The organism is Rhizobium sp. BK196 (assembly GCF_014193255.1).
Taxonomy (GTDB): Bacteria; Pseudomonadota; Alphaproteobacteria; order Rhizobiales; family Rhizobiaceae; genus Rhizobium.
Genome location: NZ_JACHZB010000003.1, coordinates 689,589 through 716,130, shown reverse-complemented (window position 1 = coordinate 716,130; position 26,542 = coordinate 689,589). Strand labels below are relative to the sequence as shown.

Here is a 26,542-nt window from a genome sequence, read left to right as displayed (position 1 = left end):
TTCTGGTGGGTTTGGGTTTGACTAATGCTGAGTAGGCGTTCGTTTATCCTTGCTAGTGCTGCTTCTAGCACATTCGCTTCGCAAGCGTTTTCTCAGCTCGCGCCATTCTATCTGACGATCAAGCGAGAAACCAATTTTGCTACAGTCACGTCGCTGAACGACTGTGTGAAGGGGCGGCTATTTATTGGCGAAAATTACTATAGTTCGCCGAATGTCGCAGTTCCTGGATTGGAACTGTGTAACACACTCGAACTTCCTTGGCGTAGCAATCTAAATGAGATCAGTTGCTGCAAACCCGGCGCCTACGATGGCAGAATCCGGAAAGATGGTCATTTACGCTGGCGTATTGAACTCGCGGGCGCTCTTGCCCGAGATAATATTCAAATCCACATTGGAAATAGTCCACGTGATACAGTTGGATGTATTATGCTAGGACGATGGTCAAATACTCAGAGCTGCTTCGTTACTAATTCCGGGTCCGCGATAGGTTCTCTGCGCATGATGTTGCAATCAGAACAGCGACCCATTCGGATCAAAATTGTCAGCTAAACATCAGCCCAAGGTCGCCTCTGTGCCCTCTTCGCCGACCGACAATTAGGAAATTACGGCCGACGATCAAATCTTCTGGTTTGCCGAAATTCCCCGGTATTTTGCCTCTGGAACGCTCCTCCAAGTAGCGATCATCGTGTCAATCTTCGGTTGCACTCGCCGTCGGGCTTCGTTACGATCCACGCCAACCAGAAGTATCTGGTCGTAATCGGTCATCGTGTGGCGAAGCGACTTGTAGATGGTGAGTTCGACGGCCCTAGCTATCGAAATATTGGTCCAATCCCTCTGCATGATCTCGCTGACGAAATGCGCCACGGCGAAATCCGGGCAGCCGGGATAATTCCAGCGCAAATGTGCTCGAACTTTTTTTCGTTGAAACTGGGCATCGCGAACTATCGTGGTGCATCTCGAAGCCGGTTCTGCACGATGTAGAAGATGGCGCTGGCGAAATAGTGCGGCAGAAAGGCTGCATCGCGCACATCCCATTCTTCTTCCGTCATGGCCCTGGCTTCGTCCATCGCGTCGGCAACGAGCAGACCGATGATGCCAACCATAAGGTCGTTAGCATCCTTCGCGGACATTCCTTCGTATCGGCTGGACATTGTTTCTCCTGAAAAGCAAAGGCCCGCCGTAGCTGGCGGGCCTGATTTCAATCTTTCAGTTCCTCGGCAACTATTTGCTTGAGAACGTCGCGAGCAACAAATTCGTTGACGCTATCATCGGCGCTTGCTGTTGCGCGCCTTTCGTGGTGCCCGTAGCGGATGACAATCATCCGGCCCTTACGTTCCCGTGTCGCTTCAAGCTTGCCGTAGGTTGCGTGATTGATCGACATTAGGCTACTTCCTTCAATTCTGGACAAAAACAATAAGCTGGCCACACCCCAAAATCCCCGAGGGCCTCAATGATTTGCGTGCGGAGATCGTCGGGTGCTGCCGGATCGAAGTTTCGGGCGACGGTCTCAAGGCGGCTCACGGCGAGAAAATAGAGAGCATCGTTGATGTATTGTCGGGCACGGTTGATTTCCTTTTGCTTGCTGACAGCAAAAGGAATGATTCAACGTTGGCGATTTGGCAAGCGTGAATAATTTTAAGTTGTTGAATTCACATTATAATAAGTAAATACTTACTTACTACTTTGCGATCAATAGGCACCCCTCGCGATGCTTACGAGGGGTGCCCCACAGGGCGAAAGTGTCAGCAAGCGCCCTGTGGCCGGTCTCAATAGATGGTAGCCCTTGCGACCGGCGTTCTTGTTTCCCAATCCGCCAACCGGAAAATATGACCGGCTGATAATTGACTTATAGCGGGATCGTGATCCGAGCGCATAAGATGATGAGCGAACAGCTCTGGGATGACTATGACGCTTTATGACTGCGTGATTGAAGACGAGACCGGACTACAGACGCATGGAATCATGTCGTCGTGTGAGCTAGCGGAATGCATCGCTTTTCGAATACCCGTGTGGATAAAGGAGCACCGAAGGCGAGCGCTACACCTTGAAGGAAGAACAATCCTAGACAGCCACCGTTCATGGGCGTGGGCTGTTATTGATCAATCGCCGGTCAGGGGGAGTTGGGAAGTAAGCGAATGGTCCATAAGCTGGAATTCGAGATAGTCAGCCACTCGGTCGCTTCGCTCCCTCCCTGCGCGGCCTTCGGCCTTGCCCTGCTCGCTATCGCTCGCTGGACTGTTTCAACATCTACTTAATCGTCATGACATCATAATCACCGCCCCAACTACACATTTCAATATTCTTTTGCTGATAATTGAAGCCTTGTCCGAGGGATATCAAGGCTCGGTGCTTCGAAGGCATTTTAGGATCCGTCCCAAGCCATAATTTACAGTTGACTGCTATGGACTGTCCGAAAGCAACTGATGGGGCATACATTGCGAATAGTTCAATCAAATAAAGCTGGATATTACGTGGTCGTGGATGAGGATGATAACGTCCTATTTGGACCGGACACTTATGACGAGTGCGAATACTTTATCAATCCAGCGCTCCGGCCAAGGCCTTTCGAAAATAGTTTTACCGCGAATGGCTTCAAATAAAAGCCTGCCGATTTTCACCGGCAGGCCGCAACTCATAAAATTCAGACAGCCGGACTTACTTCTGTTCCGGCGCCAGGAATTCGGCGCAGTAGGAAGGACCATTCACACCCGGGATATCGGTCACGGTTCGGATATCACGGATCGTGTAGTCGGAATTGGTGGTGATTTCGGCCTGGCAGCGCAGGTAGAGGGTGCGGGCGCTCGCAATCTGCTTGCCGCGCTTACCGTCAGCACCTTCGGCATATTTTGCAGGTACGCGCACCGTCTTGTAACCGCCCTTCCAGGTGTAGATCGTCGATGAACCTTCGTCGCGGTCGCTGAGCGGCGGGCCATAGGCGGCAAAGAACTTGCCGGCCGATTGGCCGACCCAGCGTGCCTCGATCGGGTTGCCGGCAGAAGGTATGGTGGTGCATCCGGCAAGCGCAATCGCAAGCGCGGCGGCCCCGGTCATGGTGCGGAGTTTCATCGTGTCGTTCCTGATATCTAGCCAGTGGCTGCGAAGCCGCCTTCGCGACGGTTTCGCCTGTCCCGCCAAGCCCTTTAGCCTGTAACCCGGCAAAAGAAAATTGCCTGTTTGGCGCTTGTGAAGAATTTGCCGGAGGTGTGGCTTTTTGCTGCATGGCCGGCTGGAAGGCGCTGTCACGAGCCTGTCAAAAAATCAGACGACTTTTTGAATTTTGGCGCTTGCGCAACATGATAGGCCGGTCTATAGAGGCGCCGCTGGTCACGGAGTGTAGCGCAGTCTGGTAGCGCACCACGTTCGGGACGTGGGGGTCGAGTGTTCGAATCACTCCACTCCGACCAGCCGAAAAGCCCGCGGAAGCGGACTTTTTTCTTTTGTGGCTTTCTCCGTTCTTTACACGTCAGTTTATCCCTCTGGTGGCAATCGCTAGCCGCCGCTCGGGGACTGTGTTCCATCAACACATCGGTTGAAACACTCAAACATCTAAATTTTAGAATTTTCTAACGAACAAACAGACGCTACGATGGTTTTCTTCGGAGGAGGAAACGTCAATGAAGAAGATGGACAATCGACAGGTTCGAATTCCCGGCCCGAAAGATCAGGATATCACCGAGCATTGCCGAAAATTCGGGATTGGCCCCGCCGAGGAGAAAAAGCTGAAGAAGCTCCTTGGCCATCGGGCGCCGCTCCATGAGATCCAGGCGAATGCTCCGACGCCTCAGCCGAAGTGGCGCTAACTGGAAGCTGTTCTCACCAAAGCTTTGCCATGATCGTCGGCGCCGGTCCGCTCTGGTGCAGCTGAGAGCTTTATGATTCCCCATATGCCTGAGATAAAAAAGCCCCGCCGGTGGCATTCGGCGGGGTAGATGGGGAAAGCTCTCCGAAAGGTGGCAGGAGAGCTTTTGCATTTCAGCAAGACTGAAAGGATGAGGCGAGGGCACTTTTGCTGGATTCGGTACAGTTCGCTTAAAAACCCATAATTTTTAGTGGGAAAATTTGCGATTCCCGCCCGGCACCGTTTTTCTTGGAGCTGAGGCACACCGTCGGAACGGCGCGCCTGCCTTTCCGATGTCAGCCGACGGCCTGCAGCTTGTCCTGCGTCTTCGTCTCGAAGTCGCTGGCGTCATGGCGTTCGTGGAGCTGGCTGGAGGGCTCGCCGCTGACGCGGTTGACCATGCGGCCGCGCTGGACGGCGGGGCGGTTGCCGATCAGGTCGGCCCAGCGCTTCATGTTCCTGTATTCCTGCACCTGCAGGAATTCGGCGGAATCGCCATACATCCAGCCCTTCACAAGGCCGCCATACCAGGGCCAGATCGCCATGTCGGCGATGGTGAACTCGCCACCGGCGATATATTCGCTCTCGGCCAGACGCCGGTCGAGCACGTCGAGCTGGCGCTTGGTTTCCATGGCGAAGCGGTTGATCGCATATTCGATCTTCGTCGGCGCATAGGCATAGAAATGGCCGAAGCCGCCGCCGAGATAGGGCGCGCTGCCCACCTGCCAGAACAGCCAGGAGAAACATTCGGCGCGCTTTGCCGGATCGGTCGGCAGGAAGGCGCCGAATTTTTCGGCGAGATAGGTGAGAATCGCGCCGGATTCGAAAATGCGCACCGGCTTCTCACCGCTGCGGTCCATCAGGGCCGGGATCTTGGAGTTCGGATTGACTTCGACAAAGCCGCTGCCGAATTGGTCGCCATCGCCGATCCTGATCAGCCAGGCATCGTATTCCGCGCCGCTATGGCCAAGCGCCAGCAACTCTTCGAGCATGATGGTGATTTTCACGCCATTCGGTGTTCCCAGCGAATAAAGCTGCAGCGGATGGCGGCCGACCGGCAGTTCCTTGTCATGGGTCGGCCCGGCGATCGGTCGATTGATGTTGGCGAATTGGCCGCCGTTTTCCTTGTCCCAGGTCCAGATCTTTGGGGGCGTATATTCGGACGAACTGGTCATGTGAGCTCCTGACAGAATAACTTCGTGCTTTGAATGAAGGCCCCAATCCTTAACCTCAATTGGGATCCATGAACATATTGGTAGCAATGAAGTTCTTGTCATCGGGGCAGCGGCTTTTTAATCGCTGCCGCTTTCAGCGTGCCGCGCAAAAGTGCGCCGCGATTCAGAAGCTGAGCTTGCTCTTCTGCTGGCCGTCGGCATCGAAGTTCTCAGGCGAAAGCCATCCCTCATATCCGGCCTTCAGCTTCGGCCAGTCGCTGTCGATCATGGCAAACCAGGCGGTGTCCCGGTTGCGGCCCTTCTGCACCATATGCTGACGGAAAACGCCCTCGAAGGCGAAGCCGAAGCGCTGTGCGGCGCGCTTTGACGGTTCGTTGAGATTGTTGCACTTCCATTCGAAGCGCCGGTAGCCGAGCGTGTCGAAGACATAAGCCGCGCAGAGATAGAGCGCTTCGGTCGCAACACGCTTGCGGGCGATCTCCGGTCCCCAGAGGATATTGCCGATCTCGATGACGCCGTTGGCGGTATCGATGCGCATCAGCCCCTGCCGGCCTTCAGCGCGTCCCGTTGCCTTGTCGATGACGGCAAAGAACAGTGGGTCTTCGCTTGCGACGGACCTTTCCAGCCAGGGCGTGAAGGCTGCCATGTCGGCGGGCGCCACTTCGAAGAGATAGCGGAAGCGGTCTTCCGCGCCCGGCTGCTGCGCCGAGCGGAGCAGATCGGCGCCGTGTTTTGCGGCGTCCAGCGGTTCCAGGCGGGTATATCGGCCTTCGATCGGGGCGCGGTCGGGGCGGGCAACGCCCTTCCAGTCGGCAAGATCCTTTGTCATATCCGTCATTCCATTGAACTTATGCATTGAACTCCGACTGCTCTTGCCTTGTGAATGGACTGGAGTAAAAGTCCAGTTTTGAACTTTATGGCAGACCAGTTGACGCATGACATCGGCACCTACGTGGCTGAGCCTCGATCGAAACGGTGGTGACCTGACCGGGCAGATCTACCGAAGCCTGCGTGACCGTATCCTGCTCGGCCAGCTTCCAGCCGGCCACAAGCTGCCATCGACCCGTGCCTTTGCGGCTTCGCTAGGTGTTGCACGCTCCACGGCAGTAGAGGCTTATGACCGCCTGAGATCCGAAGGTTATATCGAGGCGTCTGCCGGTGCCGCGACGCGGGTTGCCGCGCTCGAGCGAATGCGGCCCGAGCACCAAAGGAACGGCCGTGCTCCCGTGGAGGAAAAGAGATCGGATCAGCCTTCCTACCGCGGCCTGTTCCGGCCCGGTGTGCCCGATGTATCGGATTTCCCGCATGCCGCCTGGAGCCGTCATCTTGCCGCACGCAGCCGCTCGCTACGCATCCATCACCTCGGCTATGAGAACCCGACCGGTATCCGCGAGCTGCGCGAAGCCATCCTTGAGCATATTTCTGTGACGCGCGGCGTCATCGCCGAGCCGGAGCAGGTCATGATCATGCCCTCCACACGCGCGGCGATCGACATGCTGGCGAGAACCATGTTGAGAAGAAACGGGCGCAAGACGGCATGGATGGAAGACCCCGGCTATCCCGCCGCGCGCTTGCTGCTCGGCGATGCAGGCGCCGAGGTCGTGCCGGTCCCTTGCGATGATCAGGGTATCGATGTTTCCAGGGTGGACGGCGGGGAGCCGGCGCTGATTCCAGCATTGATCTACGTGACGCCATCCCATCAATATCCGACCGGCGCCACGCTGAGCCTGCCGCGGCGGTTGGCGCTGCTGGAGGCAGCGCGCGGTCATGAAAGCCTTATCGTCGAGGACGACTATGACAGCGATTTTCAATACGGGTCGCGGCCGATTGCCGCCTTGCAGGGCATCGACAGGGCGGAGGTTGTGGCCTATGTAGGGACCTTCTCGAAGGTACTGGCACCCGGCCTGCGTGTCGCCTATGCCATCGTGCCGCGCTGGCTGGTATCGGAGGCTTCGGAGGCGCTGCATCGCAGGGGCGTCGCCGTCTCCACCCATATCCAGGCAGCACTTGCCGATTTCATTAACGAGGGCCGTCTGCGTGCCTATTTGAGGCGCATGAACCAGCAATATGCCGAGCGTATGGGCCGTACGATCGAAATGCTACAGAGCCATTTTGGCGGAAGGCTTGTCATTTCCGGCGGCAATGGCGGTCTGCAGCTTGCGGCCTGGTTTTGCGATGAGACGGCGGATGACCGGGCGGTCGTCGCGAAGGTAAATGCATCAGGATATGGCCTGATGCCGATGTCGGATTTCTTTATCGGAAGGTCCGCTCCGGGCATCCTCTTCGGTATCTCCCGGGCGGAAACCGTGGCCGTCGAAAGACTGGCCGCCGATCTCAGACTGGTGCTGGGTTAGAAACGCATGCGCCGGGAGCGGGTCCGGGCGCAGCGCTCACGTGGGTGCGCTTCAAGCGGCGGCGAAGGGCACGGCCACGAAGGTCTTGTTACCGCCGCGTTCGATCAGGAGCAGCACCGACTTGCGGCCTGACTTGCCGGCGTCGGCAACGGCAGTCTTGACATCGCGGGCGTCATGCACCGGCTTGTCGTTGACCGAGACGATGACGTCGCCGGGCTGGATGCCGGCAGCAGCGGCAGACTTGTCGGGCTTGACGTTGGCAACGAGGGCGCCGGCGACGCCGTGGGGCAGGTTGAGCTGCTGGCGGATATCAGGCGTCAGGTCGGCAAGGCCGATGCCGAGGCTCGGCTGGCCGGCGGCCTGGCCCAGGTCGCCGCTGCTTTCGACGGCGGCCTGCTTCTGGGTGTCTTCATTGCCGCCGACGGTGACGTTGACATCGACCGTCTTGCCGCCGCGCCAAACGGTTACCGTTTCCTTCGCACCTGGGGACAGGTCGGCAACGAGGCGCGAGAGATCCTTCGGCGTTTTGACGTTTTCGCTGCCGACGGCAGTCACGATATCCCCGATCTTTACGCCGGCATGAGCGGCAGGCGTTCCGTCGGAGACGGCGGCTACCAGCGCGCCTTCAGGCTTGGAGAGGCCGACAGCATCGGCGACATCCTGCGTAACCGGCTGGATCTGCACGCCGAGATAGCCGTGATCGATCGAACCGTCCTTCTGCAGCTTGGCGACGATCGTCTTGGCTTCATCCGAGGGAATGGCAAAGCCCACGCCGACGCTGCCGCCGTTCGGCGAGTAGATGGCGGTATTGATGCCGACGACATTGCCGTCACGATCGACGAGCGGGCCGCCGGAATTGCCGTGGTTGATCGGTGCATCGATCTGGATGAAGTCGTCATAGGGACCGCTATGCAGGTCGCGGCCGCGGGCCGAGACGATGCCGGCCGTCACCGTCGTGCCGATGCCGAACGGGTTGCCGATGGCAAGGATCTGGTCGCCGAGCTTCAGCTTGTCTGAATCGCCCCAGGCGATGGTCGAAAGCGGATGCGGAGCCTGAACCTTCAGAACGGCCAGGTCCGACTTGGCATCGGCGCCAAGCAGCTTGGCGGGCAGCTCGGTACCATCATCGAGCGTGACCTTGATGTCGATGGCATTGTCGATAACGTGGTTGTTGGTGACGATCACGCCGTCGGGGCTGATGACGAAGCCGGAGCCGAGCGCCATGGCATGCTGCGACCCGTGCTGCTGCGGTGCCTGGTGCGGCAGAGGAATGCCCTGCTGTTCGAAAAACTGGCGGAACTGCTCGTCCATCGGCGAGTTGTCGGCGCTGGCATTGGTCGCCTTCATCGTGGTGGTGATGGTCACCACGGCCGGCTTGTCGGCATCGACGACGGAAGCAAACGAGCCGCTGGAGGCGAGAATGCCGCCAGTCTCAGCCGGTGCAGCAAGAGCCGTCGAGGAAGAGGAGAGGGCGAAGGGCATGGAAGCCGCGCCGAGAACGATGGCCGCTCCGACAAGTGCTGCGGCCCGATGCTTGCGAAGAATGTTTGACATGTGGAAGTCCCTTGCGAGAGCGTTGGCATTGAATGGCGTCTTGGTTCCATGCCGTGGACCTTGGCGTCAGCGAGTATTGCCGCCAATTATAGCTGACTATTGCCTGTATCCCGCCATATATGGTGTGGAAAATACTACGCAATAGAAGAAATGGCGCTTAATATCTATATGGCACGTTCCGCGGGGTTTACAAATTAAACATTGATCATGTTTATATTACGGTATCGTAAGACATTACTATAATTTAATCTTGCGTGGCCAAGCATCGCCGTAATTCTTCCGGCGCCCGCTGTTGCCGCACCGCGGGCGTCCCCGAATGCTAAAATATGTTTAATTTTCCCGTGATGATCTGCCGGCCTGCCGCTGCATAAACGCAAGAACGACTCGGGACGTTTCCCGAGTGGGCGTGATTCGAGGCGCTCAAAGCCAACGCAACAAAAAGGGGCTATTCGGCCCCTTTTCCTTAGATATCGCTTGCCGCGCTTGACCAGAGCTCGGCCGCTTCTGACGCCGTCATGCGTCGCACCTCCGCTTCGTGGCGTCGGTTGGCGAAAATCTCGCTCGCCATGATCTGCTCTGCGAGATCGGCCGGGAGCGAAAGAATGACGCGAGCATCATTGCCATGGAGACCGCTGACATCCGCACGCTTGCCGGTCACCATGCCGCCGGCGATGGTGTTGTTCGTTTCCGGGTCGATCAGGATGAAGGAGCCGGTGGCGCGGTTCTGCTCGTAGGGGTCGAAGATCGCCGCTTCGTCGAATATGAGACGCACCTTGCCGATGGCGTTCATGTAAAGCCGCTGGGCGGAATTCCAGCTGCCGGTCTTCAATTCGAGCTGGCTGACAGGCTCAACCTGAACACGCTGGCGGCGCGAGCCGCTCTTCAGCCAGTAGCGCTTGCCGGCTTCAATGCCTTCAGGCTGCAGGGCAACGACCTGCGCATCAAAGGAAAGGCCGGTCTGCGGCTGGCTGTCGATCGACACGATCATGTCGCCGCGCGCCACATCTACCTGGCGGTCGAGAACGAGCGTGATCGCGTCACCGGCAACAGCCGCATTGCGCACCAGGTCGAAGGTGACGATCTTGCTGACATTGGCAACCATGCCGGACGGCAGGATCATGACGCTGTCGCCAGGCTTCACCGAACCGCCGGCAACCGTGCCCTGGTAGCCGCGAAAGCTTTCGCCGGGGCGCGAGACGCGCTGGACAGAGAGGCGAAAGCCGGTCGACTGACCGGAACGGACGGTTGCGTGCTCCAGCGTCTCGACCAGCGTCGGGCCGTTATACCACGGCATGGCTGCCTGGCCGGAATAGACGACGTTCTCGCCCTTCAATGCCGACATCGGGATCGCGGTGATCTGCTTGACGCCGAGCGACAGCGCAAATTCCTTGAACTCGTGGGTGATCTTGTCGAAGCCGGCACGGTCATAGTTCGTCAGGTCGATCTTGTTGACGGCGAGCACGAACTGCTTGATGCCGAGCAACGAGGCGATCGTAGCATGACGGCGCGTCTGCTCGAGAATGCCGGCGCGGGCATCGACCAGCAGCACGGCAAGATCGGCGGTCGAAGCGCCGGTCGCCATGTTACGGGTATACTGCTCGTGGCCGGGCGTGTCGGCCACGATGAAGGAGCGCTTGTCGGTCGAGAAATAGCGATAGGCGACATCGATGGTGATGCCCTGTTCGCGCTCGGCCTGCAACCCGTCGAGCAGCAGCGCGAAATCGGGCAGGCCGAGATCGTTCTGCTTGCCGGTGGAATCGCGGCGAAGCGTTGCAGCCTGGTCTTCCTTGACTGCCTTGGTGTCCCACAGCAGGCGGCCGATCAGGGTGGACTTGCCGTCATCGACGCTGCCGCAGGTGATGAGGCGCAACGGGCGCGAGTCGCGCACGGCCTTCAGGGGCTCGGCGGCGGGCACGGCGACGGCGTTTGCGGGAACTGCTGCAGTCATCTCAGAAATATCCTTCACGCTTCTTCTTTTCCATGGAGCCGGACTGGTCACGGTCGATGGCGCGGCCCTGGCGCTCGGAAACCGTGGCGATTTCGAGCTCCGCGATGATGTCTTCAAGGGTGGTGGCGGTCGAGCGGATCGCGCCGGTCAGCGGGAAGCAGCCGAGCGTGCGGAAACGGATGAAATCTTCCTGCTTCCTTTCGCCGGACAGCAGTTCCAGACGCGGATCGGATGCGGCGATCATCATGCCGTCACGCTCGACATAGGGGCGCTTGGCCGCGAAATAGAGCGGCACAATCGGGATTTCCTCGGCCTGGATATAGCGCCAGATATCGACCTCGGTCCAGTTCGACAGCGGGAACACGCGAACGCTCTCTCCCTTGCGGATCTGGCCGTTATAGACGTTCCAGAGTTCCGGGCGCTGGTTGCGCGGGTCCCAGCGATGGTCGGGTGTGCGGAAGGAATAGATGCGCTCCTTGGCGCGCGAGGCCTCCTCGTCGCGCCGTGCGCCGCCGAAGGCCGCGTCGAACTGGCCGGCATCAAGTGCATTGCGCAGCGCCTCCGTCTTCATGATGTCGGTGTAGCGGGCAGAGCCGTAGGTAAACGGCGTGATGTTTTCAGCCGCGCCGCGTGGATTGATGTACTCGATCAGGTCGAGATCGCACTTCTTCACGATCTCGTCGCGAAAGGTAATCATCTCCGCGAACTTCCAACCGGTATTCACATGCAGCAGCGGGAAGGGCACGCGGCCGGGGTAGAAGGCCTTGCGTGCCAAGTGCAGCAGCACCGAAGAATCCTTACCGATTGAATAGAGCATCACCGGACGCTCGAATTCGGCGGCGACTTCGCGGAAGATGTGGATCGCTTCGTTTTCCAGGGCTTTCAGATGCGGGTCGAGCGGCGGTTTGGCGCTCTGCGGATTGGTCAGTTCCGTATCCTGACGGGTATCGGGCATTTCGTACTCCAGACTTCTTATTGCTGCACGGCGATCGCAGCCGCCTCTTCGGCGACATGCAGGCCGCATTCGCGCTTCTCATCCTGTTCCCACCACCAACGGCCGGCACGTTCCGATTCGCCGGGCTTGATGGCGCGGGTGCAAGGCTCGCAGCCGATCGAGGGGTAGCCGCGGGCGTGCAGCGGATTGATTGGCACACCGTTGTCGGCGACGAAGGCCTTAATCTTGTCGATGTCCCAGTCTGCGAGCGGATTGACCTTCAGCAGGTGCCGCTCGGCATCATATTCGGCGAACGGCGTCTCGGCGCGGTTGGCCGACTGCCCGCGGCGCAGGCCGGTGATCCAGATCGTGGCGCCTGCCAGCGCTCGCGCAAGCGGCTTCAGCTTGCGCACGCCACAACAGGCATGCCTAGCTTCGACGCTCTCATAGAAACCGTTCATGCCATATCTAGCTGCATAGGCGTCGATATCGGCCTGTTCCGGTTCGTAGCGGGTGATGTGAATGTCGTACTGGGTCTCGGTCTCGCCGATCAGATCAAGCGTTTCCTTGAAAAGCCGGCCTGTCTGCAGCGTCACGACATCGATCGGGAGGCGATGCGTTCCGATTTCTGCCGTGATGACCTGGTCTTCGATGCCGAGTGAAGTAGTGAAGACCACACGTCCGCCAAGGCCTGCGACGAACGAAAGCCGGCCGGCGAGGTCGAGGCCCGAGAGCTTGTCAGCCAAAGCCTCGGCTTCTTCGATCGGATTGATAACAGTCATGGGGGATCCTGTCCTTGATATTGGCCGGAGTATTACAGCTGAAGGACGGATCGGACAGAAAAAGGGATTTCGAAAGGGCTGCTTAGCGGAGCAAATATCTCTCTCATCCTGCCGCAATGCAGAAAAGCAGCCGCCGGCGCAGAAATGACGCCTCGATTTAATGTCTATAGAAATAGTAGTGTTACACGGCGCCTGTCAATTGGAAATCTGAATTGATGGCAGGGAGGATGAAAATTGCCGTCTTATGACGTAAATTATCAAGCGTTGGCCGAGGGTAAAAAACAGGGCCAAAACACTTGTCTCTCAAGGCTTTTTCCGGCGCGTTCAAATTCCGTTCATGCTGGCTGTGCAATAGAGGCGAATAGCTTTCGTGCGATGTCCGGATTCGGGATCGCTTTGTGTGTGTCGACGGTCCAAGATGATTACGCAAAAGGCAAAATATGCGCTGCGGGCGCTGACGGTTCTGGCGGAAGCTACGGCCGACGAACCCGTCATGATTTCCGACATTGCCGTACAGCAGAAGATCCCGAAGAAGTTTCTGGAACAGATACTGCTCGACCTCAAACATCATGGCATCGTCGTCAGTCGTCGCGGCAAGCAGGGCGGCTACCTGCTGCTGAAGCCGGCCCACAGCATCACCTTCGGCGAGGTTCTGCGCATCATTGACGGTCCCATCGCGCCGCTGCCGTGCCTGTCGATCACCGCTTACCGCAAGTGCGACGATTGCGACGGCGAACAGACCTGCGAAATCCGCCACGTCTTCGCCAAGGTAGCCGACGCCACCCGCAAGGTGCTCTTCTCCACGACCATCGCCGATGCTGTGGGAACCAAGCAGGGTGCCGAGGTCACGCGCCTGCTCGCCTGATCCGTTTTCCTCCCACTCACCGGTCTTCAAGATTCGGTGAGTGCTCTTTTCTCTATGTCGTCCATACTCCACTTGCCCGTGCATTCGGGTAGGGAGAAGATCATGTTTGCACTTTCAGGCAAGCGAGTGCTGGCGGCTGCCATGCTCTCGGCCGCATTCGCAACGGGTGCAGCGGCGCATCATGGCTGGTCATGGGCGGAAGCCCACCAGATCGAGCTCCGCGGTGTCATCCAGCAGATATCCATGGGCGGGCCGCATCCGACGCTCGATGTCGCAACCGTTGATGACGGCATGTGGCGCGTCGAGCTCGGCAATCCGCGCCAGACGGAGCGCTCCGGCTTCGTGGAGGGCGTCGCAAAGCCCGGCGATCAGGTCACAGCACTCGGAAACCGCTCGCAGGACCGCAATGAGAAACGGTTGAAGGCCGTGCGCATCACGATCGGTGAAAAGCGTTACGACATTTATCCGGAACGCATCCAGACGAACTGACGCCCCGTTATGGAGTTTCTCGAATGGCTGTCGGCCACCACGCTTGCGGTCGGGCTCAGGCGCTCCGCGACGCTCTACATGTTCGTCAACGCCGCCCACATCCTGGCGATCGGCCTTCTGATAGGTGCCATTCTGCCGCTCGATCTCAGGCTTGCAGGTTTGTTCGGCAAGGTGCCGGTGGAGGTCGCTGCGCCATTCCTGTCCCGTTTGGCCGGCATCGGTCTCGCCCTGGCTTTGCTCACCGGCTTTTGCCTGTTCAGTGTCCGCCCGACTGAATATGCCGTAAATCCTGCCTTTCTCGCCAAGCTTGGGCTGATCGGCCTCGGTGTGCTCAATGTGCTCCTGATTCATACCGGTAAGGGGTGGCGAGCGGCGATGACGATCGGCATCGTCCGTCCCGCCATGCGGTTCTCCGCGACTCTTTCGGCGATGATATGGATCGCTGCCGTCGTCGCCGGCAGGTGGATCGGTTTTCTCTGACGCGGCGGTCCGCCTGATGTCGCTCAGCTGCGCCGTCTTGGGGAAAAGTTGCGTCGGTCCCTGCGTATGGCATCTGGCGAAAAAACTCAGAGCTGCCAGCCAGTCATATTGTAGCCTGCAAGCGTTTAATTCAATTTTTATCGTTTTCGCGCAGGCTCATAATATCTTTGAACGCAACGGGTTGCGGGTAGGCAATTCGGTTGCTGCAGGAAGCATTTGTTGGGCTTCGACGAAGCATAATTCAGGCCGTAATTGCTATCTTTTTGGGGTAATTAAAGTGAAAATTTCGATCAAGCACACTTTGGTTCTAACTTTGGTGGGATTAAGTCTTGCAGTCATTGGGCTTGTCGGCAGCATGTTGCAGCGGGAAGTTCACGTCTATCAGAATTCCGCACGGCTTTCGGAGCTCGCTGAGCTCGACGCGAGGCTGTTCGATGCACTGCTTGGGTTGCGCGGCGAGCGCGGCGCTATTTCATCGGCCATCAAACTCGAGCCCTCTGAAACGCAATCCAGCCTGGTCAACCTCGAAGCGGGGCGAAAGAGTGTCGATCCCGCGTTTGCAGCGATCAAAGACCTGAATGACGATAGCGAGCCGACCGCGCTGCGGACCTCGCTTTCCCCTGTCCTTCAGGGGTACAGTCAATGGATGTCCTTCCGTCAACAGATCGACGCGGCTCTGAAAATGCCGGTCGCTAATCGTGACCCCGCCCTGGCCGCACAGGTTCTGCCACTCGCGGATAAGATGCTGGGCGACCTCGAAAAGGCCGCCAACGACGTCGAGGCTGCCATCAATGCGCGCGAGCCTGGAATGATGATGTTCACGCAGCTTCGCTCGCTTGCATGGTCGGCCCGCACCAACGCCGGATCGGCAAACTCGACATTTGTGGGTGCGATTATCGCCAAAGAAGCTTTGCCCGCCGGCAAGCTTGCGGAAGTCGCTCTCCTGGATGCGAAGGTCAATTTTGCATGGAGTGTCATTACGCAGATAGTACGCAGCCCGGCAACGCCTGCGCGGCTCGTGAAATTGTACGACACCGCGCAGACGACCTACTTTGCCGGACCCTTTGCGGATCAGCGGATAGCAGCGATCAAATCTTTCCAGGCCGGTCAGCCGATGAATATCGCTGTCGACGAATGGCGCAAACCTGCTGCCCCTGCGCAGGCTTCGCTCGCAGACATCGCAGCAGCGGCGCTGACGGAGATGACGAACGCAACGTCTGAAAATGTTTCCGCCGCAACGCAATCGATCATTATTTACGGTGTCGCCACACTCCTGACATTTGCTCTATCGATCGCCGGAATCATGACGGTAGTTTTTCGTGTCGCCAATCCGATCAGCATGCTGACGGCGGTCATGCGCAAGCTCGCAAGCGGAGACCTTTCGGTTGTCGTCTCCGGCGCCAACAGAACGGACGAGATCGGCGAGATGGCCCGCGCGGTCGAAGTGTTCAAGCAGGCCGCGCTTCACAACAAGAACCTGGAAGCAGAAGCGGAGCGTTCGCGCCAAGAGTCAGAGATCGAGCGGATTGCCATCCAGCAAAAGGTGGAACGCGAGGCGGAAGAGCGTTTGACGCAGGCGACATCGGGACTTGCCGACGGTCTCAAGCGTCTCGCCTCCGGCGATATGTTGTGCGAAATCGACGAGGTCTTCAGCGAACAATTCGAGACGCTTCGCCACGACTTCAACGATTCCGTGCGCCAGTTGCGTACTACGCTTGAAAGTGTCAGCCATACCGCGCGCAGCGTTCGCAGCGGCAGCGGCGAAATTTCGACCGCCTCGGACCAGCTTTCCAAGCGCACCGAACAGCAGGCTGCGTCGCTGGAAGAAACGGCCGCCGCGCTGGAGCAAGTCACGACCAACGTCAAGCAGACATCGGAACGCGCCAGCGAAGCACGCGAGATGGTCCGTCATGCGAGCGCTCGTGCGGAAACCTCCAGGGAAGTGGTATCGAACGCTGTCGATGCCATGCAGAAGATCGAAACCGCATCCAACCAGATCAGCAACATCATCGGTGTCATCGATGAAATCGCATTCCAGACCAACCTTCTTGCGCTGAACGCAGGTGTCGAGGCAGCCCGGGCGGGCGAAGCCGGTAAGGGCTTTGCGGTTGTGGCTCAGGAGGTTCGTGAGCTTGCCCAGCGTTCGGCCCAGGCGGCCAAGGAAATCAAGACGCTGATCGGCAACTCCGAGGCTGCGGTCAATCAGGGTGTTACTCTGGTCAACAATACCGGCGACGGTTTGAAGGAAATCGCGCAACTGGTTGTGGCGATAAACCAGCATATGGAAGCGATCGCAGTTGCCGCCAAGGAACAGGCATCCGGTCTTTCCGAAATCAATACATCCGTGAACCATATGGATCAGGTTACGCAGCAGAACGCCGCGATGGTCGAAGAGATGAACGCCGCAGGAGCAGGTCTCGCGGAAGAAAGCGGTCGTCTTTCCGAACTGCTGGCCCAGTTCCAGATGCGAACGCAGAGAGAGCAAGGCCGAAAGGTATCCCGCGCGGCCTGATGACTTAAAGTCGAATAGACCTGAAATCTGAACCTGTCTCTCAATAAAGATAAGAGCGGGATGCCGAAAACCGCGCACACTTTCTGGCATCCCGCTCTAGTTTTTTACCATTCGGCTCGGCCGGGTATGTCATCGCTCTTTCAAAGCGACCGTCATCGTGCTCGCCGTCCGTACCACCGCGAAGACGACCACCACTGACTACCGGTCGCTCACCGCCGCGCGCGGATTGATCCACGGCTCCTGATTGGATCGTGCCATCAGCTGTTTGCCAAGAATATGGTCTGCGGCTTTCTCGCCCGTCATGATCGACGGACCATTCAGATTGCCGTAGGTGACATGCGGGAAGATCGAGCTGTCGGCAACGCGCAGGCCATCGACGCCGATCACCCGTGTATCGGGATCGACCACAGCCATCGGATCGTCCTTCGCGCCCATGCGGCAGGTGCCGCAAGGGTGATAGGCACTCTCCAGATGCTCGCGCAGGAAAGCGTCGATCTCATCATCCGTCTGAACCTTCTCGCCCGGCTGGATCTCCGGGCCGCGGTAATGGTCGAAGGCCTTCTGGCGGAAGATTTCGCGCGTCAGGCGCACGCAATGGCGGAATTTCTTCCAGTCTTCGGCATGGCTCATATAGTTGAAGCGCAGCACGGGATCGGCCTTCGGATCGGCGGAGCGCAGCGTGACATTGCCCCGTGATTTCGACAGATTGTAGCCGACATGCACCTGGAAGCCGTGTGTATTGGCCGCCGCCTTGCCGTCATAGCTGATGGCGACCGGCAGGAAATGATATTGGATATCGGGTTGTTTCAGGCCGGGTGCCGAACGCAGGAAGGCGCAGGCCTCGAACTGGTTGGAAGCGCCGAGCCCCCCCTTGGAAAGCAGCCATTGCGCGCCGGCCACGCCCTGCCAGAACCACGGCAGCCAGGAATAGAGCGACACCGGCTTGGTCGAGATCTGCTGGAAATAGAATTCCATATGGTCCTGCAGATTGCCGCCGACGCCCGGCCGGTCGACTTTTACCTCGATGCCCATGTCCTGCAGATGCCCGCCCGGGCCGATGCCTGACAGCATCAAGAGCTTCGGAGAGTTGAAGGCGGAGGCCGAGACGATCACTTCGCGACTGGCTCTGACGATCTCGGTTGCGCCGCCGCGCTCGATTTCCACGCCGGTCGCGCGGCCGTTCTCGATGATGATCCTGCGCGCAAAGCCCTTAACGAGATCAACGTTCGGCCGCTTCAGCGCCGGCTTCAGATAGGCGCTTGCAGCCGACCAGCGCCGGCCGCGATGGATGGTCTGTTCCATCAGCCCAAAGCCTTCCTGTTTCGAGCCGTTATAATCCTCGGTCGTCTCGAAGCCGGCCTGTTTTCCGGCATCGATGAAGGCGTGAAACAGCGGGTTCTTCAGTACGCCGCGCTGCACATGCAGCGGCCCGTCCGTGCCCCGCCAGCCTTCCTCGCCGCCGTGCGAATGCTCCATGCGCTTGAAATAGGGCAGCACGTCCGCATAGGCCCAGCCGTTGGCGCCGAGCTCTTCCCATCGGTTGTAGTCTTCCGCGTGGCCACGCACATATACCATGCCGTTGATGGAGGAAGAGCCGCCGATCACCTTGCCGCGCGGGGCTGTAATGCGCCGGTTGTTGAGGTGGGGCTCAGGCTCCGACAGATAGCCCCAGTTATAGCGCTTCATGCTCATGGGCCAAGCAAGGGCCGCCGGCATCTGGATGAACGGCCCGAAATCCGAACCACCCGCCTCGATGACGATGACGGTATTCTTGCCGTCTTCCGAAAGCCGGTAAGCCAGTGCCGAGCCTGCCGAGCCGGAGCCGACGATGACGAAATCTGCCTGTTGCATGCTGTTCCCTTTGGATTGTCGTGTGCAACTGCCGTGTCGACTTCTGATGAGGTCAGTAAGGCGAGGAGACCGGCCCCATGCCGACATAAACCGTCTTCAGCTCGCTATAGTGCTCAAGCGCTGCCAGCGAATTCTCCCGCCCGAAGCCTGATTGCTTCGAGCCCCCGAACGGAATTTCCACCGGGCAGAGATTGTAGGTATTGATCCAGAGCGTGCCGGCTTCCAGTTGGTCGACGACGCGGTGTGCGCGCGTCAGGTCGGCGGTGAAGACGCCGCCGGAAAGGCCGAATTCCGTCGTATTGGCGCGCTTAATGACTTCGGCTTCATCGTCGAAATCGAGTACACACATGACCGGGCCGAAGATCTCTTCGCGCGCGATCGTCATGCCGTCATTGACATCGGCAAAGACAGTCGGCTGCACATAATAGCCTTCGCCCGTCACATGGTTCGGAATGCCGCCGCCGGTTACCAGTGTCGCACCCTCGGCCTTGCCCTTCTCGATATAGGACAACACCTTTTCGCGCTGCGCCCAGGAAACCATGGGGCCGAGCTGCGTGGTCTCATCCATCGGGTCGCCAATGAGGATCGCCTCAGTCCGCGTCTTCAATCGCTTCAGGAATTCGCTCTTGATCTTCCTCTGCACGAAGACGCGCGTGCCGTTGGAGCAGACCTGACCCGTGGAATAGAAGTTGCCTAGCATCGCGCCACCGACGGCGCTGTCGAGATCGGCGTCGTCAAAGACGATCAGCGGCGACTTGCCGCCAAGCTCCATCGTCACGTGCTTAAGCTGGCCTGCAGCCGCCGCAGCCACCTTGCGCCCGGTCGGGACCGAGCCGGTCAGCGACACTTTGGCGACATCTCGGTGGTTGACGAGCAGCGGCCCGGTGTCCCGGTCGCCCTGGATGACGTTGTAAAGCCCCTTCGGCAGGCCGGCCTCATGCAGGATCTCGGCAATGGCAAGCGCACCGAGCGGCGTGGTTTCCGAGGGCTTGAAGACCATGGCATTGCCGGCGACCAGGGCCGGCGCGCCTTTCCAGCAGGCGATCTGCTGCGGGTAGTTCCAGGCGCCGATGCCGACGCAGACGCCAAGCGGCACGCGTTTCGTATAGGCAAAATCCTGGCCGAGCGGGATATGCGAGCCATTCAGTCCCGCGGGTGCCACGCCGCCGAAGAATTCGAAGGCATCGGCGCCCGAGGTCGGGTCGGCTACAATGGTTTCCTGGATCGGCTTGCCGGTATCGAGCGTTTCCAGCTCCGAAAGCTCGCGGTTGCGCTCGCGCATGATCTCGGCCGCGCGCTTCAGGATGCGCCCGCGTGCCATCGGGCTCAGTGCCGCCCATTCCGGCTGCGCGCGTTTGGCAGCCGCGATCGCCTTCTCGATGATAGCAGGCGTTGCGGCATGGAGCCGGGCGATCACTTCGCCGGTTGCCGGATAGATGCTTTCGATGAGGGTGCCGCTGTCATCCTCGACATATTCCCCGTCGATGAAGTGCGATGCTTTCGGCTGGGCTTTCATGTCGCTGGTCCCTAGCTGGTTGTTTTGGTGTTGTTCATTTGACGATGCGGGCAAGCTGCATCGTCACATAATCCTCCGTCAGCGCGATCGAGGCTTTAATGCCGATCGGTGCCGATTTTAGACTTTGCCGGAGATAGAGCCCGTCGATCATCGCGGCCGCGCCCTCGGCGATGCGTTCTGCGGCATCGTCAGGGCAAAGCGCCTTGAGCGCCCCAAGCAGGTTGGAGCGCAGGCGTCGCGCGTAGATCACGAGGAAACGCCGTGTCTCCTCCGATCGCTGTGCGTCGGCATAGAAGGCAAGCCAGGCGGCAATCGTCTGCGGCGCGAATTGGTCGGCGTTAAAGCTGACGCGGATGATAGCGGAGACCCGCTCCCGCGGTGTCGCCGCTTGCCCCAGTGCCGCCACAGCGTCGTCGCGCAACTGGCGTAAAAGGAAACGAACCGACTCGATCAGCAACTGTTCCTTGCTGCCGAAGTAGTGGTGCGCAAGGGCGGGCGAGACCCCGGCCCGGCGGGCGATGTCGGACATGGTGACGGTCAGCGAGCCGTGATCACCGATCACCCGCAGTGCTGCATCCACAAGCGCCTTGCGGCGCACCGGTTCCATTCCGACCTTCGGCAAGCTCAGTTCTCCCGAGAATGGATTGAAGCGTATTTTTGATTGACTGATCAATCAACAAAAATCTTTCGCCGGATTGATCCGGATCACCTCTTTTCACGAGAAATTGCTGCAGCATATCTCCAGCAATCAGGAGGTGCGCCAATGGCCAATATTTACGACGGAATGCCCGAATCCCCATTGCGGTCGAAATGGGTATGGTTCGTCGGTCTCGGCGTGTTGCTTCTCATCTGCGGCCTCATCGCCCTCAGCAATCTGCTGATGGCAACCGTCGCTTCGGTCTTTTATGTCGGCATGCTGATGCTGGCAGGCGGTGTCATCTATCTGATCCACGCCTTCCAGGTGCGCGGCTGGATCATGTGCTCTTCTGGGCGTTGAGCGGTGTGCTGTATGTGCTCGCTGGCATCTGCGCCTTCATTAATCCCATCCTCACCTCGGCTGCCTTGACCCTGTTTCTGGCCATCGCGTTGCTCGTTGCCGGTGTCTTCCGCGTCTTCGTCGGCAGGCGCATGCGACCGCTCAAAGGTTGGGGCTGGATCGTCGCAAGCGGTGTCATCACCGCCCTTGCAGGCTTCGTGATCGCCCTCGGCTGGCCGGTCAACAGCCTCTGGATTCTCGGCCTCTTTCTGGCGGTCGATCTCATTGTTCAGGGCTGGACAATGCTCGCTTTCGGCCTAGGTATCCGTTCTTGAAACTGTGGAGAGAGGCTGCCGGATGGTCCGTTTCGGCCGTTCTTTTTTGACAAGAACATGACTGGGTACTAAAATTCCGCGATTGAAGGCCGGCTCCGGAGAAGGGCCGCCTCCTGTGCTCAGGCACTTCGGCATTGGCGCATGTCGCCTTGAGAAGCCGAAAATGGACCCCCGAGGCAGTCTCTGCCGAAATAGAATGGGAGGAGAATTCCATGCCGATGGTCACCGTTTCCATCTCACCGCTTCAGGCAGCCGGCATCCGCGATGCTGTCGATCAAGGCGGATATGCATCGAGCAGCGAAGTCGTGCGCGAGGCACTGCGCCTGTGGGATGCGGCCCGCAAACTGGGCGAATATCGCAGCGAAGTCCCGGCCGATGAAAGCGCACCGAGCGGTGGCAGATGCGTCGCCGATATGTTCGCCGATCATGAAGCCGAGCATCGCCGGTCGGCCTGAATAAGCTGTTGATTGAAAAATCGAAAATCTAATAAGCGCTCGGCGTGCATGAGCGCTTGCGCGTTCATAAAAGTTTCACATTGACGAAAGGGTTCGTTGACCCTTCTGTTCCATTGTCCGGCCGAAAAAGAAAAGGTCACAGTGGAGATTGGCATGTCTTTGGCTGCCAGCGTCGAACCGGGTGTCGTGCGTCGTTACGCCAGCGATCAGATCGTTACCCTCGCCAAACTCGTCATCGAAAATGCGTTTCAGCCGATCGTCGAAGCCGGCACCGGCACGGTCTTTGGTTATGAATCCCTCATGCGTGGACAGGAGCGCATCGGTTTTGAAACGCCGATCGAAATCCTCGACGAAGCTCATGAGCACGGCCAGCTCCTGCAACTCGAGCAGATGGTCGCCAACCGCGCGCTCGCCAAATTCGCCACGCTGTCGAACTTCGCAACCGCAACGCTGTTTCTCAATCTCGACGTCCGCCTCATCCCACATGGCAATCGTCTGGTCGAGAGCCTGCTGCTGCAGCTGAAAACGGCGAATATCCCGCCATCCTCCGTCTGCTTCGAATTTTCCGAACGCTTCGACAATACCAGCGTGCCCGAATTCGCCGAACTCGTTTCGCGTTTGCGCCGGGCGGGTTTCAAGCTGGCGATCGACGATTTCGGGGTCGGCCACGGCGAAATGAAACTGCTCTGCGATTATTCCGTCGATTACCTGAAGATCGACCGCCATTTCGTTGAGGATATCGATCGCAGTCCGCGCAAGCGCCACCTGCTGAAGAGCATCGTCAACATGGCTCATGTGCTCGGCACCCGCGTGATCGCCGAGGGCATCGAGACGGAAGCCGAATTCATCGTGTGCCGCGATTATGGCGTGGACCTCGTACAGGGTTGGTTCATCTCGCGTCCGTCCACACATCTCTCCGAACTCGTGCCTGCCTTCCCGCACCTGCAGGAACTCGGCAAGAACAAAGGCAACAGCCAGTCGCTCGACGAAATCCTCATCCGCAAGCAGATCGAAATGCTGCCGACCGTCTATGAGAGCGATGGGATCGATACGGTCTTCGAACTCTTCCGCCGCAATCCGCGTCAGGCTTATTTCCCTGTTCTCAATGCCAATGGCGAGCCGCGCGGCATCATCCACGAGCATCACCTCAAGGAATACATCTATCAGCCCTTCGGCCGCGACCTTCTGAAGAACAAGGACTACGAGCGCACCATTTCGCATTTCGTCGAGCGTGCGCCGATTGTCGGCCTCGACAGCGATGCCGATCAGCTCATGGTGATCTTCGCCAATATGGAAGGCAGCAACTGCCTGATCCTCACCGACAACATGCGCTACGCCGGCGTCGTCTCCGCTGCCTCGCTGATCAAGGTCATAAACGAGAAGCAATTGAAGACGGCGCAGGACCAGAATCCGCTGACCGGCTTGCCGGGCAATCGCGCCATCCGCGATTTCATGCGCCATTCCGGCCGCGACGGCGATGACGTGCGCCATTTCTGCTATTGCGACTTCGATAACTTCAAGCCCTTCAACGATGCTTACGGCTTCCATCTCGGCGACCATGCGATCTCGCTCTTTGCCGCGCTGATGCGCCGTTACTTCTTCGCCGAGCGCCACTTTCTCGGCCATGTCGGCGGTGACGACTTCTTCATTGGTGTCGTCGGCTGGACGAAGGAGGAACTGACGGAAATCCTCGATCGTCTCATCAGCGATTTCCACGACGACGTGCTCGACCTCTATTCGGATGAGGACCGCGCCGCCGGCCGGATCCGTGGGCACGATCGCACCGGCGCGGAAACCTTCTTCCCGCTGATGCGCTGCTCGATCGGCGTTCTCGAACTGCCGGAAGGTCTCGTTATCGACGACATCAATCGCGTCAGCGCCGAGATCGCTCAGGTGAAGTCGAGCGCCAAGGAAAGCGACGAAGGCCTCGTATTCCATACGCTAGGCGAGGCGAATTGACGCCTCTGGCACTTCCGGCCTTCCCAAGCTCGGGACCCTGATTTATCTCCTTTGCTTCGGAATAGGGAGAGCCGAGCCATGTCTTTGCCGTCGCAAATGCGTTTCGTCGATCTGCCGTCTTTCGGCGGGCCGGAGGCAATGGTCATTGCAAGTGGACCGGTGCCGGTGCCCTCAGAAGGCCAGATCCTCGTCCGTACCGAAGCGGTCGGCATCAACCGTCCTGATATTTCCCAGCGCGAGGGCAGCTATCCGCCGCCAAAGGATGCAAGCCCCATTCTCGGCCTGGAACTCGCCGGTGAGGTGGTCGCGATCGGTCCCGGCGTGACCGATTATTCGCTAGGCGACAAGGTCTGCGGGCTCGCCAATGGCGGCGCCTATGCAGAATATTGCCTTCTGCCGGCCGGTCAGGCGCTGCCTTTCCCCAAGGGCTACGATGCAGTGAAGGCGGCGGCCCTTCCGGAGACTTTCTTCACCGTCTGGGCAAATCTCTTCCAGATGGCCGGCCTGACAGAAGGCGAGAAAGTGCTGATCCATGGCGGCTCCAGCGGCATCGGCACAACCGCCATTCAGCTCGCCAAAGCTTTCGGCGCCGAGGTGTATGCGACCGCCGGCTCCAAGGAGAAGTGCGAGGCCTGTCAGAAGCTCGGAGCCACGAGGGCCATCAACTACCGGGAAGAGGATTTCGCCGCCGTCATCAGGCAAGAGACCAGCCAAGGCGTCGATATCGTGCTCGACATGATCGGCGCAGCCTATTTCGAAAAGAACATCGCCTCCTTGGCGAAGGACGGCTGCCTGTCCATCATCGCCTTCCTGCAGGGTGCGGTTGCCGAAAAGGTCAATCTGGCGCCGATCATGGTCAAGCGCCTGACGGTGACCGGCTCCACCATGCGCCCGCGCACGGCAGAGGAGAAGCGGGCGATCCGCGATGATCTTCTCTCCGAGGTCTGGCCGCTTCTGGAAGCCGGCACGGTCGCGCCCGTCATCTACAGGACCTTTGCATTCGAGGACGTGGCCGCTGCCCATCGGCTGATGGAAACCAGCAACCATATCGGCAAGATCATGCTGAAGCTCGGTTGAGAGACAGCGCCGCGCCGATGGCGATCACGCCCGGCAGTGCCATGACGAGATAGAGCCAGCTCGCCGCCGATAGCGCGCCTGCAATGCCGCCCGGCTCGACCAGTCCAGCGCCATTGGCAATGACGCCGGCGAAAGCCGCGCCGAAGGCGCTGCCGAGCGAGCTTATGGTCGGGATAGCGGCTGAAGCCTTGTCCTGCTCGCTGTCGGCTACCAGCTTCAGCACCTTGGCGACGAGATGTGCCCAGCCGAGGCCTACGCCAAAACCCATCATGAACATGGCGACTGCCGCCGGCCCGAGGATAATTAGATGTGCCTCGGGATTCTCGCGGGCAAGGAAGATGGCGAGCAAGGCCGTCGCTGCGGCTTCGGTTGAGCAGCCCGCAACGATCGCGGCGTTGGCTTTCCTGCCGGAGAAGGAGCCGCTGAGGAAGGCGGCCACCGTCCAGCCGAGGGCGACGAGAGCCACCAGATAGCCTGAAATCAGCGGCGTTACCCCGTGCAGAACCTGCAGGAAATAGGGAATGAAAATATCGCTGACGAGAACGAAGTTGAGGCCGAGCATCGTCAGATAGACCCGTGATATCGGCTGGCTTAGCGTCACCGCGCCTGATGGCAGCAGCCGGTTGTTGCCTTTGCGCTCCACAACGAGCATGGCGCCGACGGCGACGACCGAAACGGCGATCAGCCCGATCTTGGCCGCCGCCATCTCGGTTGTCCCTGCTGTGCTGACCAGCAGCACCGCCGCAAGCAGCAGGCAGATCTGTACGGCGGGCATTTTCGTCTGTTCGCGGTTATCTTCGGCCTGCGGCAAGAGCCGCGGCGCCAGCACCGCCATCAGCACACTGAGAGGAACGAGCACGGCAAAGGCGTAACGCCAGGCGCTGTCATGCGCGAAGAAGCCGCCGAGCGTCGGGCCTATGACGGTCGAAACACCCCAGATCGCCGCATAGAGGGTCGAAGCCTTCGGCCAGAGCGGCTCGGGATAGACAAAGCGGATGAAGGCGTAACAGAGGGCGGCAAGCGCGCCGGTGCCGAACCCTTGCACCGTTCGTCCGATCAGCACGACCGGCATCGACGGTGCCACCGCGCAAAGTAGGCTGCCGACGCCAAAGACTACGGCCGCCAGCACATAGACGCTGCGCAGCGCTATACCTCTCGGCCGCATCGCCATGAAGATCGAACCCAGTATGGTGGCGGCGATATATAGCGTCGTTACCAGCGAAAACAGTTCCAGCCCGCCGACATCGCGCACGATGCTCGGCGCTATCGTCGCCGTAATGTAACTTTCGACGGCAGAGATCGTCATGCCGCCGCCAAGCATCAATGTCGCCGGCAGCAGCGATGGAGAAAAGAGCTGGAAGGCGGAGGTTGACGAGCGGGGTGGCTCCAATGCGGTCTCGGACATAATGAAATCCTTGCGTTTTTCCCGACCCATGATTATT

The 26,542-nt window shown here is 59.1% G+C and carries 23 protein-coding genes, 1 tRNA gene and 1 pseudogene; 11 read left to right on the top strand and 14 right to left on the bottom strand.

The genetic code is table 11. The features are described 5' to 3' along the window. Nucleotides 1–615: 615 nt before the first annotated feature. The 4 genes from FHT78_RS14685 to FHT78_RS14670 form a co-directional block, all read right to left on the bottom strand. Nucleotides 616–900, bottom strand: coding sequence for a DUF2293 domain-containing protein (locus FHT78_RS14685; RefSeq protein WP_246715289.1), 285 nt, complete (start codon nt 898–900; stop codon nt 616–618). Between the two features lie 41 nt (nt 901–941). After that, on the bottom strand, nt 942–1,151 hold the full coding sequence (locus FHT78_RS14680; protein WP_183745042.1) for a hypothetical protein: 210 nt from the start codon (nt 1,149–1,151) through the stop codon (nt 942–944). Between the two features lie 47 nt (nt 1,152–1,198). Then, nucleotides 1,199–1,381 (bottom strand): hypothetical protein, encoded by a 183-nt coding sequence (locus FHT78_RS14675; protein ID WP_183745039.1) that lies wholly within the window; start codon nt 1,379–1,381, stop codon nt 1,199–1,201. Between the two features lie 1,274 nt (nt 1,382–2,655). After that, nucleotides 2,656–3,066, bottom strand: coding sequence for a hypothetical protein (locus tag FHT78_RS14670; protein ID WP_183745036.1), 411 nt, complete (start codon nt 3,064–3,066; stop codon nt 2,656–2,658). A gap of 261 nt (nt 3,067–3,327) precedes the next feature. Between FHT78_RS14670 and FHT78_RS14665 the strand changes: the two genes are divergently transcribed. Then, nucleotides 3,328–3,404 (top strand) — tRNA-Pro (locus FHT78_RS14665). 210 nt (nt 3,405–3,614) lie between these two features. Beyond that, nucleotides 3,615–3,800, top strand: a complete 186-nt coding sequence (locus FHT78_RS14660) for a hypothetical protein (RefSeq protein WP_183745033.1) — start codon at nt 3,615–3,617, stop codon at nt 3,798–3,800. Nucleotides 3,801–4,134: 334 nt separating this feature from the next. Here FHT78_RS14660 and yghU read toward each other — a convergent pair whose 3' ends face one another. Next, a complete protein-coding gene (gene yghU / locus FHT78_RS14655; RefSeq protein WP_183745030.1) occupies nt 4,135–5,013 on the bottom strand; it encodes a glutathione-dependent disulfide-bond oxidoreductase in 879 nt (292 codons plus the stop codon). A 163-nt stretch (nt 5,014–5,176) separates the two neighbouring features. Then, on the bottom strand, nt 5,177–5,842 hold the full coding sequence (locus FHT78_RS14650; protein WP_183745028.1) for a GNAT family protein: 666 nt from the start codon (nt 5,840–5,842) through the stop codon (nt 5,177–5,179). Between the two features lie 106 nt (nt 5,843–5,948). Here FHT78_RS14650 and FHT78_RS14645 point away from each other — a divergent pair, with 106 nt between their 5' ends. Then, entirely contained in the window at nt 5,949–7,367 is a 1,419-nt protein-coding gene (locus tag FHT78_RS14645; RefSeq protein ID WP_183745026.1) for a PLP-dependent aminotransferase family protein, read from the top strand. A gap of 51 nt (nt 7,368–7,418) precedes the next feature. On the opposite strand, the gene FHT78_RS14640 is transcribed toward FHT78_RS14645, so the two are convergent. The 4 genes from FHT78_RS14640 to FHT78_RS14625 all read right to left on the bottom strand — a co-directional run bounded on the left by FHT78_RS14640 (nt 7,419) and on the right by FHT78_RS14625 (nt 12,585). Further along, entirely contained in the window at nt 7,419–8,921 is a 1,503-nt protein-coding gene (locus FHT78_RS14640; RefSeq protein WP_183745023.1) for a DegQ family serine endoprotease, read from the bottom strand. A gap of 463 nt (nt 8,922–9,384) precedes the next feature. Beyond that, on the bottom strand, nt 9,385–10,869 hold the full coding sequence (cysN, locus tag FHT78_RS14635) for a sulfate adenylyltransferase subunit CysN (protein WP_183745020.1): 1,485 nt from the start codon (nt 10,867–10,869) through the stop codon (nt 9,385–9,387). A gap of 1 nt (nt 10,870) precedes the next feature. Further along, the gene (gene cysD / locus FHT78_RS14630) at nt 10,871–11,824 is read right to left on the bottom strand and encodes a sulfate adenylyltransferase subunit CysD (RefSeq protein WP_183745017.1); all 954 of its coding nucleotides are present in this window, start codon (nt 11,822–11,824) and stop codon (nt 10,871–10,873) included. Nucleotides 11,825–11,841: 17 nt separating this feature from the next. Beyond that, on the bottom strand, nt 11,842–12,585 hold the full coding sequence (locus tag FHT78_RS14625; RefSeq protein ID WP_183745015.1) for a phosphoadenylyl-sulfate reductase: 744 nt from the start codon (nt 12,583–12,585) through the stop codon (nt 11,842–11,844). A 418-nt stretch (nt 12,586–13,003) separates the two neighbouring features. Between FHT78_RS14625 and FHT78_RS14620 the strand changes: the two genes are divergently transcribed. From FHT78_RS14620 to FHT78_RS14605, 4 genes are all read left to right on the top strand, one after another. Next, on the top strand, nt 13,004–13,450 hold the full coding sequence (locus tag FHT78_RS14620) for an Rrf2 family transcriptional regulator (RefSeq protein ID WP_183745013.1): 447 nt from the start codon (nt 13,004–13,006) through the stop codon (nt 13,448–13,450). A 102-nt stretch (nt 13,451–13,552) separates the two neighbouring features. Continuing rightward, the gene (locus tag FHT78_RS14615) at nt 13,553–13,939 is read left to right on the top strand and encodes a DUF6152 family protein (RefSeq protein WP_183745010.1); all 387 of its coding nucleotides are present in this window, start codon (nt 13,553–13,555) and stop codon (nt 13,937–13,939) included. A 9-nt stretch (nt 13,940–13,948) separates the two neighbouring features. Continuing rightward, nucleotides 13,949–14,419, top strand: a complete 471-nt coding sequence (locus tag FHT78_RS14610) for a DUF6644 family protein (RefSeq protein ID WP_183745007.1) — start codon at nt 13,949–13,951, stop codon at nt 14,417–14,419. A gap of 355 nt (nt 14,420–14,774) precedes the next feature. Further along, on the top strand, nt 14,775–16,931 hold the full coding sequence (locus FHT78_RS14605; protein WP_246715287.1) for a methyl-accepting chemotaxis protein: 2,157 nt from the start codon (nt 14,775–14,777) through the stop codon (nt 16,929–16,931). 198 nt (nt 16,932–17,129) lie between these two features. On the opposite strand, the gene betA is transcribed toward FHT78_RS14605, so the two are convergent. From betA to betI, 3 genes are read right to left on the bottom strand one after another with little or no spacing between them, the layout of a single operon-like run. Continuing rightward, nucleotides 17,130–18,782: a choline dehydrogenase gene (betA, locus tag FHT78_RS14600; RefSeq protein WP_183745002.1), complete on the bottom strand. Its 1,653-nt coding sequence runs from the start codon at nt 18,780–18,782 to the stop codon at nt 17,130–17,132. Nucleotides 18,783–18,834: 52 nt separating this feature from the next. Continuing rightward, nucleotides 18,835–20,298: a betaine-aldehyde dehydrogenase gene (gene betB / locus FHT78_RS14595; RefSeq protein ID WP_183744999.1), complete on the bottom strand. Its 1,464-nt coding sequence runs from the start codon at nt 20,296–20,298 to the stop codon at nt 18,835–18,837. A 34-nt stretch (nt 20,299–20,332) separates the two neighbouring features. Beyond that, complete coding sequence (gene betI / locus FHT78_RS14590; protein ID WP_183744996.1) at nt 20,333–20,920, bottom strand: transcriptional regulator BetI; 588 nt, start codon at nt 20,918–20,920, stop codon at nt 20,333–20,335. Between the two features lie 141 nt (nt 20,921–21,061). Here betI and FHT78_RS14585 point away from each other — a divergent pair. The 4 genes and pseudogenes from FHT78_RS14585 (at nt 21,062) to FHT78_RS14570 (ending at nt 25,100) form a co-directional block, all read left to right on the top strand. After that, a pseudogene (locus FHT78_RS14585) lies at nt 21,062–21,609 on the top strand (HdeD family acid-resistance protein). Between the two features lie 212 nt (nt 21,610–21,821). Further along, nucleotides 21,822–22,064, top strand: coding sequence for a type II toxin-antitoxin system ParD family antitoxin (locus tag FHT78_RS14580; protein WP_183744993.1), 243 nt, complete (start codon nt 21,822–21,824; stop codon nt 22,062–22,064). Nucleotides 22,065–22,217: 153 nt separating this feature from the next. Continuing rightward, nucleotides 22,218–24,023 carry an EAL domain-containing protein gene (locus tag FHT78_RS14575; protein WP_210278342.1) on the top strand — a complete coding sequence of 602 codons (1,806 nt, stop codon included), beginning with the start codon at nt 22,218–22,220 and terminating at the stop codon, nt 24,021–24,023. A 78-nt stretch (nt 24,024–24,101) separates the two neighbouring features. After that, on the top strand, nt 24,102–25,100 hold the full coding sequence (locus FHT78_RS14570) for an NAD(P)H-quinone oxidoreductase (RefSeq protein ID WP_183744990.1): 999 nt from the start codon (nt 24,102–24,104) through the stop codon (nt 25,098–25,100). Here the strand turns inward: FHT78_RS14570 and FHT78_RS14565 are convergent. After that, the gene (locus FHT78_RS14565; protein ID WP_183745379.1) at nt 25,081–26,505 is read right to left on the bottom strand and encodes an MFS transporter; all 1,425 of its coding nucleotides are present in this window, start codon (nt 26,503–26,505) and stop codon (nt 25,081–25,083) included. The two genes, FHT78_RS14570 and FHT78_RS14565, sit on opposite strands and share 20 nt — an antisense overlap. Nucleotides 26,506–26,542: the final 37 nt, after the last annotated feature.